At 64.9% G+C, this 20,304-nt stretch carries 15 protein-coding genes; 10 read left to right on the top strand and 5 right to left on the bottom strand.

The genetic code is table 11. The features are described from left to right. The first annotated feature begins 236 nt into the window (after positions 1-236). The 7 genes from K4A76_RS21670 (at position 237) to trhA (ending at position 9,860) form a co-directional block, all read left to right on the top strand. Positions 237-638, top strand: a complete 402-nt coding sequence (locus K4A76_RS21670; protein WP_009682818.1) for a response regulator — start codon at positions 237-239, stop codon at positions 636-638. Positions 639-685: 47 nt separating this feature from the next. Beyond that, entirely contained in the window at positions 686-1,051 is a 366-nt protein-coding gene (pilH, locus tag K4A76_RS21665) for a twitching motility response regulator PilH (protein ID WP_054904977.1), read from the top strand. Further along, complete coding sequence (locus K4A76_RS21660) at positions 1,048-1,602, top strand: chemotaxis protein CheW (protein ID WP_274411121.1); 555 nt, start codon at positions 1,048-1,050, stop codon at positions 1,600-1,602. Before pilH ends, K4A76_RS21660 begins: the two co-directional genes overlap by 4 nt. Before the next feature lie 47 nt (positions 1,603-1,649). Continuing rightward, positions 1,650-3,674 (top strand): methyl-accepting chemotaxis protein, encoded by a 2,025-nt coding sequence (locus K4A76_RS21655; protein ID WP_223809682.1) that lies wholly within the window; start codon positions 1,650-1,652, stop codon positions 3,672-3,674. 48 nt (positions 3,675-3,722) lie between these two features. Continuing rightward, positions 3,723-8,672: a hybrid sensor histidine kinase/response regulator gene (locus K4A76_RS21650; protein ID WP_274411120.1), complete on the top strand. Its 4,950-nt coding sequence runs from the start codon at positions 3,723-3,725 to the stop codon at positions 8,670-8,672. Continuing rightward, positions 8,665-9,126, top strand: a complete 462-nt coding sequence (locus K4A76_RS21645; RefSeq protein ID WP_054904974.1) for a chemotaxis protein CheW — start codon at positions 8,665-8,667, stop codon at positions 9,124-9,126. The genes K4A76_RS21650 and K4A76_RS21645 overlap by 8 nt, the downstream gene beginning before the upstream one ends. Before the next feature lie 116 nt (positions 9,127-9,242). Beyond that, positions 9,243-9,860 carry a PAQR family membrane homeostasis protein TrhA gene (gene trhA / locus K4A76_RS21640; RefSeq protein WP_274411119.1) on the top strand — a complete coding sequence of 206 codons (618 nt, stop codon included), beginning with the start codon at positions 9,243-9,245 and terminating at the stop codon, positions 9,858-9,860. On the opposite strand, the gene K4A76_RS21635 is transcribed toward trhA, so the two are convergent. After that, the gene (locus tag K4A76_RS21635; RefSeq protein WP_274411118.1) at positions 9,861-10,580 is read right to left on the bottom strand and encodes a 16S rRNA (uracil(1498)-N(3))-methyltransferase; all 720 of its coding nucleotides are present in this window, start codon (positions 10,578-10,580) and stop codon (positions 9,861-9,863) included. It lies immediately after the preceding gene. A 70-nt stretch (positions 10,581-10,650) separates the two neighbouring features. Continuing rightward, a complete protein-coding gene (locus K4A76_RS21630) occupies positions 10,651-12,057 on the bottom strand; it encodes an adenosylmethionine--8-amino-7-oxononanoate transaminase (RefSeq protein ID WP_029887358.1) in 1,407 nt (468 codons plus the stop codon). A 225-nt stretch (positions 12,058-12,282) separates the two neighbouring features. Between K4A76_RS21630 and K4A76_RS21625 the strand changes: the two genes are divergently transcribed. The 3 genes from K4A76_RS21625 (at position 12,283) to K4A76_RS21615 (ending at position 15,577) form a co-directional block, all read left to right on the top strand. Continuing rightward, a complete protein-coding gene (locus K4A76_RS21625) occupies positions 12,283-14,160 on the top strand; it encodes a flavin monoamine oxidase family protein (RefSeq protein ID WP_274411117.1) in 1,878 nt (625 codons plus the stop codon). A 254-nt stretch (positions 14,161-14,414) separates the two neighbouring features. Beyond that, positions 14,415-14,966 carry a cytochrome b gene (locus K4A76_RS21620; RefSeq protein WP_274411116.1) on the top strand — a complete coding sequence of 184 codons (552 nt, stop codon included), beginning with the start codon at positions 14,415-14,417 and terminating at the stop codon, positions 14,964-14,966. 32 nt (positions 14,967-14,998) lie between these two features. Next, positions 14,999-15,577, top strand: a complete 579-nt coding sequence (locus K4A76_RS21615) for a YceI family protein (protein WP_009682831.1) — start codon at positions 14,999-15,001, stop codon at positions 15,575-15,577. 668 nt (positions 15,578-16,245) lie between these two features. On the opposite strand, the gene K4A76_RS21610 is transcribed toward K4A76_RS21615, so the two are convergent. From K4A76_RS21610 to K4A76_RS21600, 3 genes are all read right to left on the bottom strand, one after another. Further along, the gene (locus K4A76_RS21610) at positions 16,246-18,138 is read right to left on the bottom strand and encodes a DEAD/DEAH box helicase (RefSeq protein ID WP_236183970.1); all 1,893 of its coding nucleotides are present in this window, start codon (positions 18,136-18,138) and stop codon (positions 16,246-16,248) included. Between the two features lie 219 nt (positions 18,139-18,357). After that, positions 18,358-19,146, bottom strand: coding sequence for a substrate-binding periplasmic protein (locus K4A76_RS21605; protein WP_173891331.1), 789 nt, complete (start codon positions 19,144-19,146; stop codon positions 18,358-18,360). Between the two features lie 56 nt (positions 19,147-19,202). Then, positions 19,203-20,279 carry a hypothetical protein gene (locus K4A76_RS21600; protein WP_274411115.1) on the bottom strand — a complete coding sequence of 359 codons (1,077 nt, stop codon included), beginning with the start codon at positions 20,277-20,279 and terminating at the stop codon, positions 19,203-19,205. Positions 20,280-20,304 lie beyond the last annotated feature (25 nt).

Below are 20,304 nucleotides of genomic sequence, written 5' to 3'. Positions count from 1 at the left end.
GTTCCTCTTGGCGGCGCGTTGCCGCGATGGGTCGAAAGAAAAGTGGCTCAGGGTGGCGCTGTGAACGCCGCTGGTCAAGGGGCGGAGCAGATGGAACGGCCACCCGGAGTGTGTTAAAAATGCAGCTGCAAGCCCTTGGCTCCAAGCCTCAAGAGAAAAGCAGCCGCGTGCCGGCTGGGCTTTTGTTGTAACTTGCCGCTTGCAACTTGCAGCTCAATTCCCACGGGTAGGCGTCTATGGAACAACCCCTGAAGGTGATGGTGATCGACGACTCGCGCACGATCCGCCGCACTGCGCAGATGTTGCTCGGTGAAGCCGGCTGCGAGGTGATCACCGCCAGCGATGGCTTCGATGCCCTGGCCAAGATCGTCGATCACCGCCCCGGCATCATCTTCGTCGACGTGTTGATGCCGCGCCTGGACGGCTACCAGACCTGCGCCATCATCAAGCACAACAGCGCCTTCAAGGACACCCCGGTGATCCTGTTGTCGTCGCGCGACGGGCTGTTCGACAAGGCCCGCGGCCGGGTAGTCGGCTCTGATCAGTTTCTGACCAAGCCGTTCAGCAAGGAAGAACTGCTCGACGCAATCCGTGCCCATGTGCCCGGGTTTGCGGCACCTGAACCACAAGCACCCTGACCGCGCCCCGCCATGGCACGGTTCTACTTTCCTGATGGGGTAACAGCATGGCCCGAGTTCTGATTGTCGACGACTCGCCGACAGAGATGCAACGTTTGACCGAGTTTCTTGAAAAGCATGGCCATCAAGTGAGCAAGGCCGAAAACGGTGCCAATGGCGTGGCCCTGGCCCGGCAAGAAAAGCCGGACGCCGTGCTGATGGACGTCGTCATGCCGGTCATGAACGGCTTCCAGGCCACCCGCCAGCTCAGCAAAGACCCGGAAACCAGTGCCATCCCGGTGATCATGGTCACCACCAAGGACCAGGAGACCGACCGCATCTGGGCCACCCGCCAGGGCGCCCGCGACTTCCTCACTAAACCGGTGGGCGAAGAGGCGCTGATCGCCAAGCTCAAAGAAGTGCTGGGGGCTTGACCAGCCGCCCGCAGGGCGCGTCACTGACCGCCTTCGAGTTGTTGCTGGACATCGACCGGCGCTGCCGTTTGCTGGTCGCTGACCAGCCGCCGCAAGACAACCGCCTGCAAGAGTGGAGTGGCATTGGCTTTCGCACCGCCGGGCAATGGTTCGTCGCGCCCATGGGCGAGGTGGCCGAGGTGCTGCGCGAGCCGCGTAGCAGCCGGGTACCGGGGGTGCAGCCATGGGTCTGCGGCGTGGCCAACCTGCGTGGCCGGTTGTTGCCGGTAATGGACCTGAGCAGCTTCTTTGGCCAGGGCCACGCCGCCCCGGGCAAGCAGCGCCGGGTGCTGGTGGTGGACCACGACGACCTGTTCGTCGGCCTGCTGGTGGACGAAGTGCTCGGTTTGCAGCACTTTACCCTCGACAGCCTGCAACTGTCCCCGCCACAGCCGCTGATTCGGGCCGCTGCGCGCTTTGTGCAAGGGCACTTCCCGCGTGAACGCAATTGGGCGATCTTCAGCCCCTTCGCCCTGGCCCAGGCGCCGGGCTTTCTCGATGTGGCGCTATAGGACCTGCGAACGTGAACACACCCGCCGCCCCCGTCACGGCCACCACCGTGACCCCGCGTACCCGCAGCATCGCGCAGATCACCGTGCTGTTCCTGATCCTGATCCTGTCGATCATCCTGCTGTTCGCCAATTTCGCTTACCTGAACACCCAGTCCAACTACGACAAGCAGTACATCGGCCATGCCGGCGAGTTGCGCGTGCTGTCACAACGCATCGCCAAGAACGCCACCGAAGCCGCTGCAGGCAAGGCGTTGGCGTTCAAGTTGCTGTCGGATGCGCGCAACGATTTCGAGCGGCGCTGGGGCTACCTGCGCCAAGGTGACAAGGCCACCGGCCTGCCGCCGGCGCCGCCCGCCGTGCGTGATGAAATGGAAGCGGTGCGGCGTGACTGGGAAAACCTGCGCAAGAACACCGATACCATCCTGGCCACTGAACAGACGGTGCTGTCGCTGCACCAGGTGGCGGCGACCCTGGCCGAAACCGTGCCGCAACTGCAGGTGGAGTACGAAAAGGTCGTCGAGATCCTGCTGCAGAGCGGCGCCCCGGCCAACCAGGTGGCGGTGGCCCAGCGCCAATTGTTGCTGGCCGAGCGGATCCTCGGCTCGGTCAACACCGTGCTGGCCGGTGATGACGCGGCAGCCCAGGCGGCCGATGCGTTCGGACGTGATGCCGGGCGTTTCGGCCAGGTGCTGCAAGGGATGCTCAACGGCGATGCGGGCATCCAGGTAACCCGAGTTGCAGATGCCGACGCCCGTGCCCGGTTGGCCGAAATTGCCGAGCTGTTCCAGTTCGTTGCCGGTTCGGTGGACGAAATTCTCGAAACCTCCCCAGAGCTGTTCCGGGTGCGCGAGGCGGCGGGCAATATCTTCAGCCTGTCGCAAACCCTGCTCGACGAGGCCTCGCACCTGGCCAACGGTTTTGAAAACCTGGCCGGCGGGCGCACCCTCGATACCGTGGGTGGCTACGCCCTGGGCCTGCTGGCCCTGGCTTCGATCATCCTCATCGGCCTGGTGATGGTGCGCACCACCAACCGGCAGCTGCGCGAGACGGCAGAAAAGAACGAACGCAACCAACAGGCAATCATGCGCCTGCTCGATGAAATCGAAGAGCTGGCCGATGGCGACCTGACGGTGACGGTTTCGGTCACCGAAGACTTCACCGGCGCCATTGCCGACTCGATCAACTATTCGGTCGACCAACTGCGTGACCTGGTCGCTACCATCAACCACAGTGCGGTGCAGGTTGCCGCCGCCGTGCAGGATACGCAGAACACCGCGCGGCAGTTGGCCAAGGCCTCCGAGCAGCAGGCTGAGCAGATCAGCGAGGCGTCCGAGGCGGTGGGCGACATGGTCGAGTCGATCGACCGGGTTTCCGCACATGCCTATGAATCTGCCAAGGTTGCCGAGCGGTCGGTGGCCATCGCCAACAAGGGCAACGAGGTGGTGCACAACACCATCAACGGCATGGACAACATTCGCGAGCAGATTCAGGACACCGCCAAGCGCATCAAGCGGCTGGGCGAGTCGTCCCAGGAAATCGGCGATATCGTCAGCCTGATCGACGATATCGCCGACCAGACCAATATCCTTGCCCTGAATGCGGCGATCCAGGCCTCGCTGGCGGGCGAAGCCGGGCGCGGCTTTGCCGTGGTCGCCGATGAAGTGCAGCGCCTGGCCGAGCGCTCGTCGTCGGCCACCCGCCAGATCGAGGCGTTGGTGCGCACCATCCAGGCCGACACCAACGAAGCCGTCATATCCATGGAGCAAACTACCGCCGAGGTGGTGCGCGGTGCCCGCCTGGCCCAGGATGCCGGGGTGGCGCTGGCCGAGATCGAAGGGGTGTCGCAGAACCTTGCCGACCTTATCCACAGCATTTCCGATGCTGCGCAGTTGCAGACCTCTTCGGCCGGGCAGATTTCCCACACCATGGCGGTGATCCAGCAGATCACTGCGCAGACTTCCGCCGGTTCTGGTGCGACCGCCGACAGTATTCGCCACCTGGCGCGAATGGCCAGCGAGATGCGCCGTTCGGTGTCTGGCTTCACCTTGCCACCACCTGCCGAGCCCAAGTGAACCGGCCTTGCGATGAGCCGTACTGATATGCCGCGCTGAGGAGTGCCCATGGCTGTAGCAGCACTAAGCCCCGAGCGCCACGATACCGTGGCGCTGGCCTGGACCAAGGCCGCCATCCTCGATTGCCTGGGCCAGGCCCGCCAGGCGCTGGAGCGCTTTGCCGGCGAGCCGGGCGAGCTGTCGATGCTGGCCTTCGTGGTCGACAACCTGCACCAGGTGCATGGTTGCCTGCGTATGCTCGAATTGCGCGGCGCGACACGGCTGGCCGAGGAGCTGGAGCTGTTCGCCAAGGCCTTGGCCGATGGCCAGGTCAGCCCGCGCGGGGATTGCCTGGGGGCATTGTTCCGCGGCCTCGAGCAATTGCCGGCGTACCTTGAACGCCTGCGTGGCGCGCGCCATGACCTGCCATTGGTGATGCTGCCGTTGCTCAACCAGTTGCGCGCCTGCCGGGGTGTCGAGCCGCTGGCCCAGGCCAGCCTGATCAGCGGCACGGCGCACCGCTTCGCCGGTGCCGATGACCTGGCCAACCTCGATCTGTCGCTGGGCAATTGGCGTGAACAGCTGCAGGCCGGGCCGGGCAGGGATGCCTTGCGCTCGGTAGTGACCGCGCTGTGCGACGACCTGATGCGCATCAAGGAGCGGCTTGACCAGTTCGTGCGCGGCGACCGTCAGCACCGTGAACAGCTTGACGCTTTGCTGGCGCCCCTGCGGCATGTCGCCGATACCCTCGCCGTGCTGGGCTTTCAGCAGCCACGGCGGGTGATCATCGACCAGGTGCTGGCCTTGCAGGCGCTGGCCGAAGGGGCGCGTGCCGTTGACGATGCGGTGCTGATGGATGTGGCAGGTGCGCTGCTGTACGTGGAGGCTACCCTCAACGGCATGGTCGGCCCGCTGGAGGAAAACGGCCAGGGCGGCCTGGCTGGCTCGGACCTGGCCGAGATTCGCCAGTTGGTGCTGAACGAGTCGCTGAATGTGCTGCAGCAGGCCAAGGACCTGATTGGCGATTGCCTGGAGTCCGGCTGGCCTCGGCAGCGCCTGCAACCCCTGCCGGGGTTGTTGCAGCAGGTTCGCGGGGCACTGGCCATGTTGATGCTGCCTGCGGTGGCCGAGCTGTTTGGGGGGTGTGCCGGCTATGTGCAGGGTTGGCTGCAACAGCCGGAAGCGGAGCCGCCGGCCGATGAGCTGGCTCACCTGGCGCAGGCCCTGAGCGCGGCCGAGTGTTATCTGCAATGGCGTGTCGCAGATCCGCTGGCCGATGGCCAGCCCTTTATCGACACCGCACGGGCCAGCCTGGCTGCGCTTGGGGTGCAGTGTACGCAACCCACCGCCACTGAAGGCGCCGATGACAGCAGCGATGGCATCGATGATGAGCTGCGCGAGGTGTTCCTCGAAGAGGCCGGTGAGCTGTTACCGGAAATCGAGCGGCACTGGCTGCGCTGGCGTGCCGATAACCAGCAGATGGCAGCACTGGGCGATGTTCGGCGCGCCTTGCACACGCTCAAGGGCAGTGGGCGTATGGTCCATGCCGAAGCCGTGGCCGAACTGGCGTGGGGCGCCGAACACCTGTTGAACCGTGTAATCGAAGGCCGCAGGGCGCTCAGCGCCCAGGGCGTGGTGGCGCTGCAGCAAGCCTTCGTGCAGTTGCCAGACCTGCTGGCCGACTTTGCCGCAGGCCAGTTACCGCAGCTGAGCGACATCGAACGACTGGCTGGGCATCTGCATGGCCTGGCTGAAAACGACCCACCCGCGGTCGCCGACCTCGATGGCCTCGACCCGCAGTTGCTGGACATCTTCCGCAGCGAAGCGCAAGGCCACCTGGCCAGTCTCGACGCCTTCCTGCAGGGTGCCGGCGGCCATGACACGCCGGTCAGCGATGACCTGCAACGTGCCTTGCACACGCTCAAGGGCAGCGCCGCCATGGCCGGGGTGATGCCGCTTGCCGAACTGGCCACGGCCTTCGACCGCCTGGTACGCGAATACAAGGGCCACCAGTTACCGCTGCAGATGGCTGAAGTCGAGTGGCTTGAGGCTGCCCGGGCGTTGTTCCAGCTGGGCCTGGCGCAACTGGACAGCACCCCGCTTGCCCCCATTGCCGGGGCTTCGGACCTGATCGAGCGGGTTGGCCAGGCAGTGGACGAGCGGCTGGCCAGCCTGCACGCCGACCCTCAGCAGCAGCGGCGCGGCAGGCATGACCCGCAGTGGGTGGCCAGTTTCCTCGCGCAAGCGATGGATACCCTGCTCAACGCCGAATCGTTGCTGTCGCGTTGGCAGCAGCAGCCCGGCCAACGCGATGCGCTGGACACCCTGCTGGATGAAATGACCACGCTGGGCCATGCCGCGCACCTGGCCGACCTTCGCCCAATGGATGACCTGTGCGAGGCCCTGCTCGACCTCTATGGTGCCGTGGAGGAGGGCAGCCTGGCTGCCGAAGCAGGTTTCTTCGCCCTGGCCCAAGGCGCCCATGAAGCCCTGATGGACATGCTCGATGAAGTGGCGGCCGGCCAGGATGTAGCGCCGCGCCCGGAACTGGTCGAGCGCCTGCGTGCGCTGCTGGACCAGGCGCTGGCCCCGGATGCCACCGGCCTGGTGGGTATCGACGCGGTCACCCCGCTGCACCCGGACATGGACCTGACCGACGCCTTGGGCCTGGGCTTGCCACGCCCGTCACTGCCGCCGGAAGTGGCCGAGCCCCAGGTCGAGGAGGCCGAAAGCCCTGGCGAGGAGTTGTTGGAGGTATTCCTCGAAGAAAGCTCGGACATCGTCGAAAGCGCCGCTGCAGCCCTGGCCCGCTGGCAAGCCGACCCGCGCAGCAGCGTCGAGGTGGACAACCTGATGCGCGACCTGCACACCCTCAAGGGCGTGGCGCGCATGGTCGAAATCACCCCAATCGGCGACCTTGCCCATGAGCTTGAGTTTCTCTACGAACTGCTGGCCGCCGGCCGCCTGCCACCCAGTGCACCGTTGTTCGCCTTGCTGCAGAACTGCCACGATCGCCTGGCCCAAATGCTCGATGCCGTGCGCCTGGGGCAGCCGCTGCACGCGGCCACGGCGCTGATCGACTACATACGCAATTTCAGCAGCGCGGCACTGACCGACAGTGCCGCAGGCCAGGGGCCGCAAGATGCCAGCGCTGCCGAAGTGCCGGCAGCGGCACCTGAGCGCGCCGCCGGCGACATGGTCAAGGTCGATGCCGAACTGCTCGACGACCTGGGCAACCTGGCAGGTGAGCACTCGATCATCCGTGGGCGCATCGAGCAGCAGGTCAACGATGCGCAGTTTGCCCTCAACGAAATGGAAACCACCCTTGAGCGCATGCGCGACCAGTTGTTGCGCCTGGATAGCGAGACCCAGGGGCGGATTTCCAGCCGCCAGCCGTTCGAGGGCGATGCCTACGACGATTTCGACCCCCTGGAGCTGGACCGCCATTCGCAGTTGCAGCAGCTGTCGCGGGCACTGTTCGAGTCTGCCTCGGACCTGCTCGACCTGAAGGAAACCCTGGCCCAGCGCGCCCAGGAGGCGTACAGCCTGCTGCAGCAACAGGCGCGGGTGAACAGCCAGTTGCAGGAGGGCCTGACCGCCACCCTGATGGTGCCTTTCGAACGCCTTGTACCGCGCTTGCAGCGGGTGGTGCGGCAGGTGGCCAGCGAGCTGGGCAAGCAAGTGGAGCTGGTGGTCGGCAACGCCGAGGGTGAACTGGACCGCAGCGTGCTCGAACGCATGGTGGCGCCGCTGGAGCACATGCTGCGCAACGCCGTGGACCATGGCCTGGAAAGCCGCGAAATGCGCCTGGCAGCGGGCAAGCCGGAGCTGGGTACCATCCACCTGAACTTGCTGCACGAAGGCGCCGATATCGTCATCGAAATGACCGACGACGGTGCCGGCGTGCCATTGGAGGCCGTACGGCGCAAGGCGATCAAACGCGGCTTGCTGGACCCGCAGGCGCACTTGAGCGACCACGAGATCCTGCAGTTCATCCTGCGCCCCGGCTTTTCCACCGCCGAGAAGATTACCCAGATCTCCGGGCGTGGCCTGGGCATGGACGTGGTGCACGAGGAGGTCAAGCAGCTGGGCGGTTCGATGAGCATCGAGTCGGCCCAGGGCAAAGGCGCGCGGTTCCTGATCCGCCTGCCGTTCACGGTGTCGATCAACCGCGCCTTGATGGTGCACCTGGGCGAGGAACAGTACGCCATCCCGCTCAATACCATCGAAGGCATCGTCCGCGTGCCGCCGGCCGAGCTTGCGGCGTGCTACCAACTGGACACGCCACGCTATGTGTATGCCGGCCACGAATACGAGTTGCGTTACCTGGGCGAGTTGCTGCAAGGCATGCCGCGCCCGAGCTTGCTGGGGCAAAGTGTGCCGCTGCCGGTACTGCTGGTGCATTCCAAGGAGCAGTCGTTCGCGATCCAGGCCGATGCCTTGTCACCCAGCCGGGAGATCGTGGTGAAAAGCCTGGGGCCGCAATTTGCCGCCGTTGCCGGGCTTTCCGGGGCGACGTTGCTGGGCGATGGGCGGGTCGTGCTGATTCTCGACCTGCTGGGCCAGCTGCGTGGCCAGCAGCGCAGGTTGGCTCGCCTGCCCGGGGGCGGCAACCCGCGCCAGTTGCCCGGCCCGGTACCGCGCCGCGCCTTGCTGGTGATGGTGGTGGACGACTCGGTCACGGTGCGCAAGGTCACCAGCCGCCTGCTGGAACGCCACGGCATGAGCGTGCTCACGGCCAAGGACGGCGTCGATGCCATGGCTTTGCTGCAGGAGCACCGCCCCGATGTGCTGCTGCTGGACATCGAGATGCCGCGCATGGACGGCTTCGAAGTCGCTACGCGTATCCGCCGTGATGAGCGGCTCAAAGACCTGCCGATCATCATGATTACCTCGCGTACCGGGCAGAAGCACCGCGACCGGGCCATGGCGATTGGCGTGAACGAATACCTGGGCAAGCCGTACCAAGAGTCGTTGCTGTTGCAAAGTATCGCCCAGTGGAGCCAGACCCATGCTTGAACTGATTGCCGGCCAGCGCAGCAGCCTGACCGGGTTGTTGCTGCCCTTGGGTGACCGGACCCTGGTGCTACCCAACGTGGCGGTGGCCGAGTTGAGCGGCCAACGCAACCTGTTGTGCCAGCGCGGCGACCCGCCCTGGCACCTGGGCTGGATCGACTGGCGCCAGCAGCGCCTGCCGCTGATCGGTTTCGAGGCTGCCTGCGGTGGCGAAACACCGTGCGGGGAGCGGGCGCGGGTGGTGGTGCTCAATGCCTTGGGCGACACCGGCCTGCGCTACCTGGCATTGCTGCTGCAGGACATTCCGCGTTCCTGCAAGCTCGACAGCCAGCTCAACTATGTGGACGTGGCGCTGGGGCGGCTGGAGTTGGCCGCAGTGCAGGTGGGCGAGCAAGTGGCGCGGGTGCCGGACCTAGTTGCGCTGGAAAGGCTGGTGCGTGACGCGCAATTGCAATAGCAGCGCTCGAAGTTTCAAACTTGAGGTTGCGAGCTTGAGGGCGGTGTTCGTTTCACCGTGATCGGCTTGCAGCTTGCCGCTTGAAACTAGCCGCTCCTAGAGAGGTCTGTGTTTGCATGTATTACGGTGAACGCTTCAATGCCTGGACGCACCTGGTCGGTGCCATCCTGGCCAGCATCGGTGCCATCTGGCTGATCGTGGTTGCGGGTATGCAAGGTGACCCGTGGAAGATCGTCAGTTTCTCCATCTACGGCAGCACCCTGCTGTTGCTGTACAGCATCTCCACCCTCTACCACAGCACGCGCGGCCGGGCGAAGGTGATCATGCGCAAGCTCGATCACTTGTCGATCTACCTGCTGATTGCCGGCAGCTATACACCGTTTTGCCTGGTCAGCCTGCATGGCCCGTGGGGCTGGAGCCTGTTCGGCGTGGTCTGGGGGCTGGCAGTGATCGGCATGTTGCAGGAAATCAAGCCCCGCTCCGAAGCGCGGATCCTGTCGGTCATCATCTACGCGGTGATGGGCTGGATCGTACTGGTGGCGGTCAATCCCTTGCTGCAGGCATTGGGCACCGCCGGCTTTGCCTGGCTCGCCGCCGGCGGAGTGTTCTATACCGTGGGCATCATCTTCTTCGCCCTCGACAGCCGCCTGCGCCACGCGCACGGTATCTGGCACCTGTTCGTGATCGCCGGCAGCCTTTTGCACTTCGTGGCGGTGTCGTTCTACGTGCGCTAGTTAAAAGTCGCCCCACAACTGCTGCGCTACCGACAGCGCCACTACCGGTGCGGTTTCGGTGCGCAGCACGCGCGGGCCGAGGCGTGCGGCCTGGAAGCCTGCGCGTTGCGCCTGTTCGACTTCAGCGTCGCCAAGGCCGCCTTCAGGGCCGATCAAGAAGGCCAGGGTGGCGGGCCTGGCATGGCTTGTGAGCGGCTCGGCCACCGGGTGCAGGACCAGCTTCAGCTCAGCCTGGGTGCTGCTCAGCCATTCGGCCAGGGTGGTGGGTGGGTTGATGGCCGGCAAGGTGGAGCGGCCGCATTGTTCGCAGGCGCTGATTGCCACTTGGCGCCAATGCGCCAGGCGCTTGTCGGCGCGCTCGTCTTTGAGGCGCACTTCGCAGCGCTCGCTGACGATAGGCGTGATGGCGTTGGCGCCCAGTTCGGTGGCTTTCTGGATCGCCCAGTCCATCCGCTCGCCGCGGGACAGGCCTTGGCCAAGGTGGATGTGCAAAGGCGAATCGGCCTGGCCGGCAAACGCCTGGTCGAGGCTGACGCGTACGGTTTTCTTGCCCACTTCAAGCAAATGGCCACGGTATTCCTGGCCGCTGCCATCAAACAGCTGCACGGCGTCGCCGGGGGCCATGCGCAAGACGCGGCCAATATAGTGGGCCTGGGCCTCGGGCAGGTCATGCTCGCCAAGGCTCAGGGGGGCATCGATGAAAAAGCGGGACAGTCTCATGTAGTGCTCGTTGGCAAAGGGAAACGCGCCCTGGTTCGGAGCGGCCTTGTGTCGCGAAAGGGCTGCACGATCAGCCCGGGTCGCGGAAGTCGGGGTGGAAGTTGGCCGGCACCGCCACGCTGATGCGCTCGCGGGTGGCAAGGTCGATGCCTTCGCTGGCGACCTCGGCAAGGAAGTCGATCTGCTCGGGGGTGATCACGTACGGCGGCAGGAAGTACACCACGCTGCCCAACGGGCGCAACAGGGCGCCGCGGCTCAAGGCGTGTTCGAACACCTTCAGGCCCCGCCGCTGTTGCCAGGGGTAAGCGACCTTGCCCGCTTTGTCCTGAACCATCTCGATGGCCAGCGCCATGCCGGTCTGGCGGATCTCGGCCACATGGGCGTGGTCGGCCAGGTGGGCGGTGGCGCTGGCCATGCGTGCGGCCAGGGCCTTGTTGGCCTCGATCACGTTGTCCTCGGCAAAGATGTCCAGGGTCGCCAGCGCCGCTGCGCACGCCAGCGGGTTGCCGGTGTAGCTGTGCGAGTGCAGGAACGCCCGCAGGGTCGGGTAGTCGTCATAGAAGGCCTGGTACACCTTGTCGGTGGTCAGGCAGGCCGCCAGCGGCAGGTAGCCCCCGGTAAGGGCCTTGGACAGGCACAGGAAGTCTGGGCGGATGCCGGCCTGCTCGCAGGCGAACATCGTGCCGGTACGGCCAAAGCCCACCGCGATTTCGTCGTGAATCAGGTGCACGTCGTAGCGGTCGCAGGCCTCGCGCAACAGCTTGAGGTACACCGGGTGGTACATGCGCATGCCGCCGGCGCCCTGGATCAGCGGCTCCACGATCACCGCCGAAATGGTTTCGTGGTGCTCGGCCAGGGTCTGTTCCATGCTGGCGAACATGTTGCGCGAATGCTCTTCCCAGCCCATGCCCTCGGGGCGCAGGTAGCAGTCCGGGCTCGGCACCTTGAGGGTATCGAGCAGCAGCGCCTGGTACGTCTCGGTGAACAGCGGCACATCGCCGACCGACATCGCGGCGATGGTTTCACCGTGGTAGCTGTTGGTCAGGGTGACGAAGCGTTTCTTGCCTGGCTTGCCGACGTTCTGCCAGTAGTGGAAGCTCATCTTCAACGCGACTTCGATGCACGATGAGCCGTTGTCGGCGTAGAACACCCGGTCAAGCCCGGCCGGGGTCATGGCCACCAGGCGCTCGGACAGCTCGATCACCGGCTGATGGCTGAAGCCGGCCAGGATCACGTGTTCCAGCTGGTCGACCTGGTCCTTGATGCGCTGGTTGATGCGCGGGTTGGCGTGGCCGAACACATTGACCCACCAGCTGCTCACCGCGTCCAGGTAGCGCTTGCCTTCGAAGTCTTCGAGCCATACGCCTTCACCGCGCCTGATCGGGATCAGCGGCAGCTGCTCATGGTCTTTCATCTGGGTGCAGGGGTGCCACAGGACCTTGAGGTCACGTTGCATCCACTGATCATTGAGGCCCATCGGCACTTCTCCTGGCTTTGCGGCGTGGTTCGACCGCGTAAGCCTAAGCAATGCCGCAGGGTAGGACAACCGCCGGTCGGCGGTAGGTAAAAATGTCAGTTGCCAAGGGCACTTGATATCACTGCGCTGGCAGGGCCGGCACGGCTGACGTATTCTTAACGCATCTCGCTCGGGGCATTTCTGCCCCTCCTCGTTCCTGTAACCTCTGACTCGGAGTTCGCCGACATGGCTGCTGCTTGGGTGCGCCTGTGCGCGTTGGTATTGATTGGTGTGTCCAGCGGCGCTGCGCTGGCGAAGGACAAGACACCCACGGCGATCGTCGTCGGCGGTGGCCTGGCGGGCCTTACGGCAGCCTATGAGCTGCAGAACAAAGGCTGGCAGGTGACCCTGCTGGAGGCCAAGGCCAGCATGGGCGGGCGCTCTGGCCTGGCCACCAGCGAGTGGATCGGCAACGCCAAGGCGCAACCTGTGCTCAATGAGTACCTTGAGCGCTTCAAGCTCTCGACCCTGCCGGCGCCAGAGTTCGTGCGCACCCCGGGTTACCTGATCGACGGCGAGTACTTCAGCGCAACCGACCTGGCCACCAAGCAGCCGGCCACCGCCGAGGCACTCAAGCGTTACGAGAAAACCCTCGATGACCTGGCCCGCTCGATCGACGACCCGCTCAATCCGCAGGCCACCAGCACGCTGTTTGCCCTTGACCAGATCAACGTCGCCAGCTGGCTGGACAAGCTGCAACTGCCGGCCACCGCCCGGCAACTGATCAACCAGCAAATCCGCACCCGTTACGATGAACCGTCGCGCCTGTCGCTGCTGTACTTCGCCCAGCAGAACCGTGTTTACCGCAACGTCAGTGACCGTGACCTGCGGGCCGCGCGCCTGCCTGGCGGCAGCCCGGTGCTGGCACAGGCCTTCGTCAAGCAGCTGAAGACCATCAAGACCAGCTCGCCGGTCACCGCCATCGTTCAGGACAAGGACAGCGTCACTGTCAAGGTCGGCAGTGTCGGTTACCAGGCCGATTACCTGGTCATGGCCGTGCCATTGCGCGCCCTGGCCAAGATCCAGATCACCCCGGGGCTGGACAGCCAGCACCTGGCGGCGCTCAAGGGCACCAACTATGGCTGGCGTGACCAGCTGATGCTCAAGTTCAAGAAGCCGGTCTGGGAAAGCCGCGCGCGCATGTCGGGCGAGGTGTTCAGCAACGCCGGTCTCGGCATGCTGTGGATCGAGCCGGCGCTGAAGGGCGGGGCGAACGTGGTGATCAACCTGTCCGGCGACAACGCCCGCCTGCTGCAGGCTTTCGGCGACAAGCAGATGGTCGACCAGGTGTTGATCCGACTGCATGCCTTCTACCCGCAGGCACGCGGCGCGTTCACCGGTTACGAGGTGAAGCGGTATAGCGTCGATGCCGGTACCGGCGGTGCCTACCTGGCCTACGGGCCGGGCCAGATCAGCAAGTTCTGGCGCCTGTGGGAGCGCCCGGTGCAGCGCATCACTTTTGCCGGTGAGCACACCGATGCCTTGTACCCGGGCACCCTGGAAGGCGCCCTGCGCAGCGGCCAGCGTGCCGCCAGCCAGGCCCAGGACCTGCTGGCCGGCAAGTCGTTCGACCCGGTCAAGGCCGCGCCGGTCGCGGCAGCCGCCGCCGGTGCCGGGGCAGCTGCCGCGAGCAAGGGCGGGTTCTTCTCCAACCTGTTCGGGGGTTCGTCCGACAAGGCGGGCAAGGCTGAGCAGGCACCTGCCAAGGCTGAGTCCAAGGCAGGCGATGAGGCCAAGCAAGACAAGCCAGGCTTCTTCAAGCGCCTGTTCGGTGGCGCTGACGCGCCAGAGGCCAAGGCCCAGCCGGTAGCCAAGGCTGACGAAGCGGCGCCGGTCGTTGCCCCTGCGCCAGCGCCCCAGGCAGCACCAGCACCTGCACCTGCACCGGCGGTGAAGGCGGCGCCAGCCAAGCCTGCTGCGGCCAAGGCCGCCCCTGCCAAGCATGCGCCAGCGCACAAGCCAGCGCACAAGCCAGCGACCAAGCCTGCCGAGAGCAAAAAGGCCAACGCCAAGTCGGAGCCGGCCAAGAAACCTGTCGCCAACCCGCAGGCCAAGGCGGGTTGACAGGTCGCAGTGCCGGCCTCTAGGTGAGTAACCCTGCTCCTGCAACGGACACTGTGGTCCTTGGCGGGAGCGGGCGCCCTGGTAGAGGCCCGCCCTGGCTACCCCATTCACACCCGTTGGCGTTAATGTTTCCTTAATGGGAAGCGCTCAGAATTTCTATCGGATTTATCGATAATCCGAAGCAATTTTTTTCGCTTTTATTCGATACGTTACGCGTTAGTCTGTGCACAGCTTTCACGGGGAAACACGTCAACATGCAACTGCGCAATTCACCTTCCCGCTACGGCGTGGTCAGCATCGTCCTGCACTGGGGCGTGGCACTGGCAGTCTTCGGCCTGTTCGGCCTGGGCCTGTGGATGGTCGGCCTCGACTACTACAGCCCGTGGCGCAAAGCCGGCCCCGACCTGCACAAGAGCATCGGCCTGGTGCTGCTGGCGGTAATGCTGCTGCGTGTAGTCTGGCGTTTCATCAGCCCGCCACCGCCGGCACCGGCCAACCATGGCAGCTTCACCCGCCTGGCGGCCAAAATGGGCCATCTGGCGCTGTATCTCGGGTTGTTTGCCGTGATGGGCGCCGGCTACCTGATTTCCACTGCCGACGGCGTTGGCATTCCGGTGTTCGGCCTGTTCGAAGTGCCGGCGTTGATCAGTGACCTGCCGGACCAGGCAGACGTGGCCGGTGTGATCCACCTGTGGCTGGCCTGGGGCCTGGTGATTTTTGCCGTGCTGCATGGCCTGGCTGCACTCAAGCACCATTTCATCGACCGTGACGCGACCCTGACCCGCATGCTGGGCCGCAAAGCTTGACCCTCAACCTCAATTGCATAGGAAGGAACAGGATGTTGAAAAAGACTTTTGCCGCTCTGGCGCTGGGTACCGCTCTGCTCTCTGCTGGCCAGGCCATGGCTGCCGAGTACAAGATCGACAAGGAAGGCCAGCACGCGTTCGTTGACTGGAAAATCAGCCACCTGGGCTACAGCTTCATCCACGGTACTTTCAAGGACTTCGACGGCAACTTCACTTGGGACAGCGCCAAGCCTGAAGCCAGCAAGATCAGCGTCGACCTGAAAACCGCCAGCCTGTGGTCGAACCACGCCGAGCGTGACAAGCACATTGCCAGCGCTGACTTCCTGGACGTGAAAAAATACCCGGACGCCAAGTTCGTCTCCACCAGTGTGAAGTCGACTGGCGACAAGACCGCTGACGTGACTGGCGACCTGACCATGCACGGCGTGACCAAGCCGGTCACCTTCAAGGCAACCTTCAACGGTGAAGGCAAAGACCCATGGGGCGGGGAGCGTGCAGGCTTCAACGCGACCACCACGCTGAACCTGAACGACTTCGGCATCAAGGGCCCAGGCCCGGCTTCGCAAACCCTGGACCTGGATATCAGTGTCGAAGGCGTGAAGCAGAAGTAAGCATTGCGTTGCCCATGAAAAACGCCGCCCATCGGGTAATGGCTGTCAGTTAAGTGTTACTGGGGCTGCTTTGCAGCCCTTCGCGGGCACGCCCGCTCCCACACGTTTGGCGCTGAATTCAAGAAATGCGCTATCCCTGTGGGAGCGGGCGTGCCCGCGAAGGGTCGCAAAGCGGCCCCAAATTACTTAACTGACTGGCATTAGCCCATCGGGCGGCGTTTTTTTTGCTACCTGGGCTTAGCCCTTGCAGGTCAGCGGCGCCGGGCGCTCACCGCGGGGGCTGCTTTGCAGCCCTTCGCGGGCACGCCCGCTCCCACACGTTTGGCGCTGAATTCAAGAAATGCGCTATCCCTGTGGGAGCGGGCGTGCCCGCGAAGGGTCGCAAAGCGGCCCCAAATTACTTAACTGACTGGCATTAGCCCATCGGGCGGCGTTTTTTTTGCTATCTGGGCTTAGCCCTTGCAGGTCAGCGGCGCCGGGCGCTCACCGCGGGGGCTGCTTTGCAGCCCTTCGCGGGCACGCCCGCTCCTACACGTTTGGCGCTGAATTCAAGAAATGCGCTATCCCTGTGGGAGCGGGCGTGCCCGCGAAGGGGCGCAAAGCGGCCCCAACTTACTTAACTGACTGGCATTAGCCCATCGGGCGGCGTCTTTTTTTGCTACCTGGGCTTAGCCCTTGCGGGTCAGCAGCGCCGGGCGCTCACCGCGGGGGCGGCTTGGCAAGTCATCCAGCTGCTCAGGCGTAGGGAAACGGTCGAGCTTGGATTCCTTGCGGATGATCACCGGCTGTTTTTCCGCCTGGCGCGGGTTGCGCACGGCTGGCTCCTGCCGGGCAGCATCGTCACGGGCCGGGCGACCACGGCCAGCGCCGCCATCACGACGGGCACCGCCTCCGTTGTTGGCGCGCGGCGGGCGTTTTTCGCCGCTGCCACCGCCGCTGCGCTGCTGGCCGCCGCTACGGGCCTGGCCCTGACCACCAGTGTTGCTGCGCTGACCATTGCCTTGGCCCTGGCCCTGACCGCCACCCGGGCGACGATTGCGGCCCTGGCTCTTGCCCTGGTAGGGGCTGACATAGTCAGCGCGGTTGCCGAAGTTGTCGATCTCGTCATCCAGGAACTCTTCCGGGTCACGGTCGGCCGGAACCTTCGGCACGCTGGGGCTGCTGCTGGCTTGTTGCTGCTGGCGCGGCTTCTTGTCACGCGGCTTGCGCGGCTGCTGTTGCCTGTCGCCGCTCTTTTCCTTGTCGGCGGGCTTTTCAGCTGTTTGCTGCTTGGCCTTGCCTTTGTCCTTGCCCTTGTCCTTGCGGCCGCCGTTGGCGTCTTTGCCACCTTCGCCGCGGGCCTGCTGGTTACGGCCACCGCGGCCGTTGTTCTGCGGGCGCTCGCGTACTTCGGGCTTTTCGGCTTCTACCTGGCTGGCGTCGAAGCCCATCAGGTCGCCATCGGGAATGCGCTGGCGAGTGACGCGCTCAATGCTCTTGAGCAGTTTTTCTTCATCCGGGGCGACCATGGAAATGGCCTCGCCCGAACGGCCGGCGCGGCCAGTACGGCCGATACGGTGCACGTAGTCTTCCTCGACGTTCGGCAGCTCGAAGTTGACCACGTGCGGCAGTTGGTCGATGTCCAGGCCGCGGGCGGCGATGTCGGTGGCGACCAGTACCCGGACGCTGTTGGCCTTGAAGTCGGCCAGCGCCTTGGTACGAGCGTTCTGGCTCTTGTTGCCATGGATGGCGGCGGCGGTCAGGCCGTGCTTTTCCAGGTACTCGGCCAGGCGGTTGGCACCGTGCTTGGTCCGGGTGAACACCAGCACCTGTTCCCAGGCACCGAGGGTGATCAGGTGCGCCAGCAGGGCACGCTTGTGGCTGGCCGGCAGGCGATACACGCGTTGCTCGATACGCTCCACGGTGGTGTTCGGCGGGGTGACTTCGATGCGCTCCGGGTTGTGCAGGAGCTTGTCGGCGAGGTCGGTGATGTCTTTGGAGAAGGTGGCCGAGAACAGCAGGTTCTGACGCTTGGCCGGCAAGCGGGCAAGTACCTTCTTCACGTCGTGGATAAAGCCCATGTCGAGCATGCGGTCGGCTTCGTCCAGGACGAGGATTTCAACGTGGGCCAGGTCGACCTTGCCTTGGCCGGCCAGGTCGAGCAGGCGGCCAGGGCAGGCGACCAGTACGTCGACACCCTTGGCGATGGCCTGGATCTGAGGGTTCATGCCTACGCCCCCGAAGATGCAGGCGCTGACCAGGGGCAAGTCGCGGGCATAGACCTTGAAGCTGTCATGCACCTGGGCGGCCAGTTCGCGGGTTGGGGTCAGTACCAGCACGCGGGGTTGGCGCGGGCCATGGCGCTGCGACTTGTCGGGGTGGCCGGCCGGGAACAGGCGCTCGAGAATCGGCAGGGCAAAGCCGCCGGTCTTACCAGTACCAGTCTGGGCGGCAACCATCAGGTCGCGGCCTTGCAACACGGCGGGAATGGCCCGCTGTTGCACGGGGGTCGGCTGGGTATAGCCCGCAGCTTCGATAGCGCGGACAAGAGCCTCGGAGAGACCGAGGGAAGCAAAGGACATGGGCGATCCTGTTCTCGTTTGGGCTGGGCCCGTATGGGATGTTCTGCCTGGCGCGACGGGCATCGTCGGGATGCGATCGCGTCCGGTCCAGCTGGGCTTTCACTGCACATCCGGGAAACGGAGGGTGGACGCGAAGGTGCGCCAGTGCCGATCGGGATGCCTGTTGCGAGGCCGAGCGTCCGGGCGTGAGCCGGGCGGGAAGGCCCGAGTATAACAGAGCTATCGCGCTGTGCTGCTTTCCTGCTGCTCAACGGCGTTGAGAATGTTTTCGGTGTCGCCTGTGTAGCGGTTGCTGATCGCCGTATAGGCCGCTTCCTGCTTGAAACGCCGCAGTTCTTCGGCAAACGCCTCGGCCAGTGCCTCGCGGCCCGGCTTGCGCACCAGGGCCAGGTACTGGTGCTGGCGCCTGACCACCAGTGGCAGCGCCTCGACCTGCCGTTGCAGGCCCAGCTGCTGCGCCAGGTAATGGCCAGCCTTGCGGTCGGTGATCGCCAGGTCGACACGGCCCAGCATCAGCTTGCCGAAATTGGCTTCGTGGGTGGGCGCGGCTTCGCGCTTGAAGTAGGTGGCCCCGCTGAAGGCTGCGCCATAGGTGTAGCCGGGCGAGGTGCCGACGGTAAGCCCGGCCAGGTCTTCCAGCTGGTTGACCACGTGGCGGCGCACACTGGCCTGGAACAGGATGAACTCGACCTCCGACATGGGCTCTGGCGCGTAGACCAGGTAGGGCTGACGCGACTCGGTCTGGAAGATATCGACAATACCGTCGGCCAGGCCTTGTTCGACCATTGCCAGGCAACGCTTCCACGGCAGGAACTGCCATTCCACCTCGACCCCGAGGCGGGCGAACACCAGGTTGGTCACTTCGTAGTCGATGCCGCGTGGATGGCCGTCCTGCTGGTACACGTAGGGCGCCCAGTCGTCGGAGACCAGGCGCAAGCGTTCGCCCAGGGCCAACGGGCTCAGGCAAACGAGCAGCAGGATCCAGAACAGCCGGGCGATGTTGGGCATGCCGGGAGATTACGCGCTCGGCCGGTGCAAGGCCAGAGGGCAGGGCACCGGGCCATTCAAGCGTGGGAAGACCTGAGCAGGTGATGCTCGATGTCCTTGCGTCGTTCCCCCAGCGACAAGCGCAGCCCGGGGTGGCGCAAGCACTGGCGCAGGCGCTCGGGGTCGGTGGGGCCGTGGCGGGCATTGAGGTTTTCCAGGGCCTTGTCCCACCAGGCCGACGCGCAGGCGCGGTCGAACTCGTTGGCGTAGGGGTAGCAGCCGTACAGCAACTCACGGGCAAACTGACGTTCCTGGGGCGGAAGGGTCAGGCTCAATGCCTTGTAGCCCAGGCGGTGCAAGGCCGGTGGCCGGGGCAGCTGGTCGTTGACCAGGGCGACGTCGGCCAGCGCTGCCAGGCTGAGTGGATGTTGCCCATGTTTGGCCAGCCAGGCCTGGATCTTGGCGCGGAACTGCGCCTTGCGGCTCCAGTAATGGTGAATGACGTCGGAGCATGCCGCGAGCTGCAGGTGACCATGGGCCGCGACTGCCAGGCAGAATTCTTCCAGGGTGTAGGCCTCGCGGGCCAGCGGGTAGAGCGTGTCCATCAGGTCGATGGAGCGGTCCAGGGTGCCCGCGTCGGCGGCAGTGAGGCCGATCACCCCGGAGTTGACCAGGGGCATCTGGCAGTCGGCCAGGCCGCGGGACTGCAGAGGGCCCAGCAGGTTTTTATACAGCAGGCACTTCGGGTTCGCCCCATAGTGCGGGCCGATGGTGTTGCACAGCAGCTTGCCGGGCGCGACCCGGTCGAACAGTTGCAGTGGTGACTTGCGGAAAAAGGTATCGGTGTCGATCAGCACGGCCAGCGGGTGCTGGCGCAGTACCTGGCGCAACAGCACATGCTTGCTGCGAAAGTGGTAGCCGTGCGGGGCGCTCCAGGCTTGGCGCGTGGCCTCGTCCAGTACATGAGTGGTGACCGGTAGCCCGGCATAGGGTTGCGGGTTGTCGGTGTAGACCTGGATGTCCATGACGCTGCTGGCGGTACTGCCGAGCTGGGCAAGGGCGCTGATGATGCTGAAACAGGCTTCCTGATGATAGGTCGCGGGGCCAAAAGCCAGGTAGACGAGCTGTGGGCGAGATGGCTGGGGATGCTGCATGGCAGGCAAGACCTGTGTAACCCAA

Origin of the sequence: Pseudomonas sp. NEEL19 (genome assembly GCF_028751975.1) — a bacterium.
Classification (GTDB): domain Bacteria; phylum Pseudomonadota; class Gammaproteobacteria; order Pseudomonadales; family Pseudomonadaceae; genus Aquipseudomonas; species Aquipseudomonas juntendi.
The sequence above is the reverse complement of the archived record's forward strand: the minus strand, read 5'-3'. Positions and strand labels throughout refer to the sequence as shown.

Excerpts from the sequence above, each read along its gene's own strand:
- pilH (WP_054904977.1), top strand. The coding sequence starts at position 686 with ATGGCCCGAGTTCTGATTGTCGACGACTCGCCGACAGAGATGCAACGT.
- K4A76_RS21615 (WP_009682831.1), top strand. The coding sequence starts at position 14,999 with ATGTTGAAAAAGACTTTTGCCGCTCTGGCGCTGGGTACCGCTCTGCTC.
- K4A76_RS21645 (WP_054904974.1), top strand. The coding sequence starts at position 8,665 with ATGCTTGAACTGATTGCCGGCCAGCGCAGCAGCCTGACCGGGTTGTTG.
- K4A76_RS21605 (WP_173891331.1), bottom strand. The coding sequence starts at position 19,146 with ATGCCCAACATCGCCCGGCTGTTCTGGATCCTGCTGCTCGTTTGCCTG.
- K4A76_RS21670 (WP_009682818.1), top strand. The coding sequence starts at position 237 with ATGGAACAACCCCTGAAGGTGATGGTGATCGACGACTCGCGCACGATC.
- trhA (WP_274411119.1), top strand. The coding sequence starts at position 9,243 with ATGTATTACGGTGAACGCTTCAATGCCTGGACGCACCTGGTCGGTGCC.
- K4A76_RS21630 (WP_029887358.1), bottom strand. The coding sequence starts at position 12,057 with ATGGGCCTCAATGATCAGTGGATGCAACGTGACCTCAAGGTCCTGTGG.
- K4A76_RS21600 (WP_274411115.1), bottom strand. The coding sequence starts at position 20,279 with ATGCAGCATCCCCAGCCATCTCGCCCACAGCTCGTCTACCTGGCTTTT.
- K4A76_RS21635 (WP_274411118.1), bottom strand. The coding sequence starts at position 10,580 with ATGAGACTGTCCCGCTTTTTCATCGATGCCCCCCTGAGCCTTGGCGAG.
- K4A76_RS21620 (WP_274411116.1), top strand. The coding sequence starts at position 14,415 with ATGCAACTGCGCAATTCACCTTCCCGCTACGGCGTGGTCAGCATCGTC.
- K4A76_RS21610 (WP_236183970.1), bottom strand. The coding sequence starts at position 18,138 with ATGTCCTTTGCTTCCCTCGGTCTCTCCGAGGCTCTTGTCCGCGCTATC.
- K4A76_RS21650 (WP_274411120.1), top strand. The coding sequence starts at position 3,723 with ATGGCTGTAGCAGCACTAAGCCCCGAGCGCCACGATACCGTGGCGCTG.
- K4A76_RS21625 (WP_274411117.1), top strand. The coding sequence starts at position 12,283 with ATGGCTGCTGCTTGGGTGCGCCTGTGCGCGTTGGTATTGATTGGTGTG.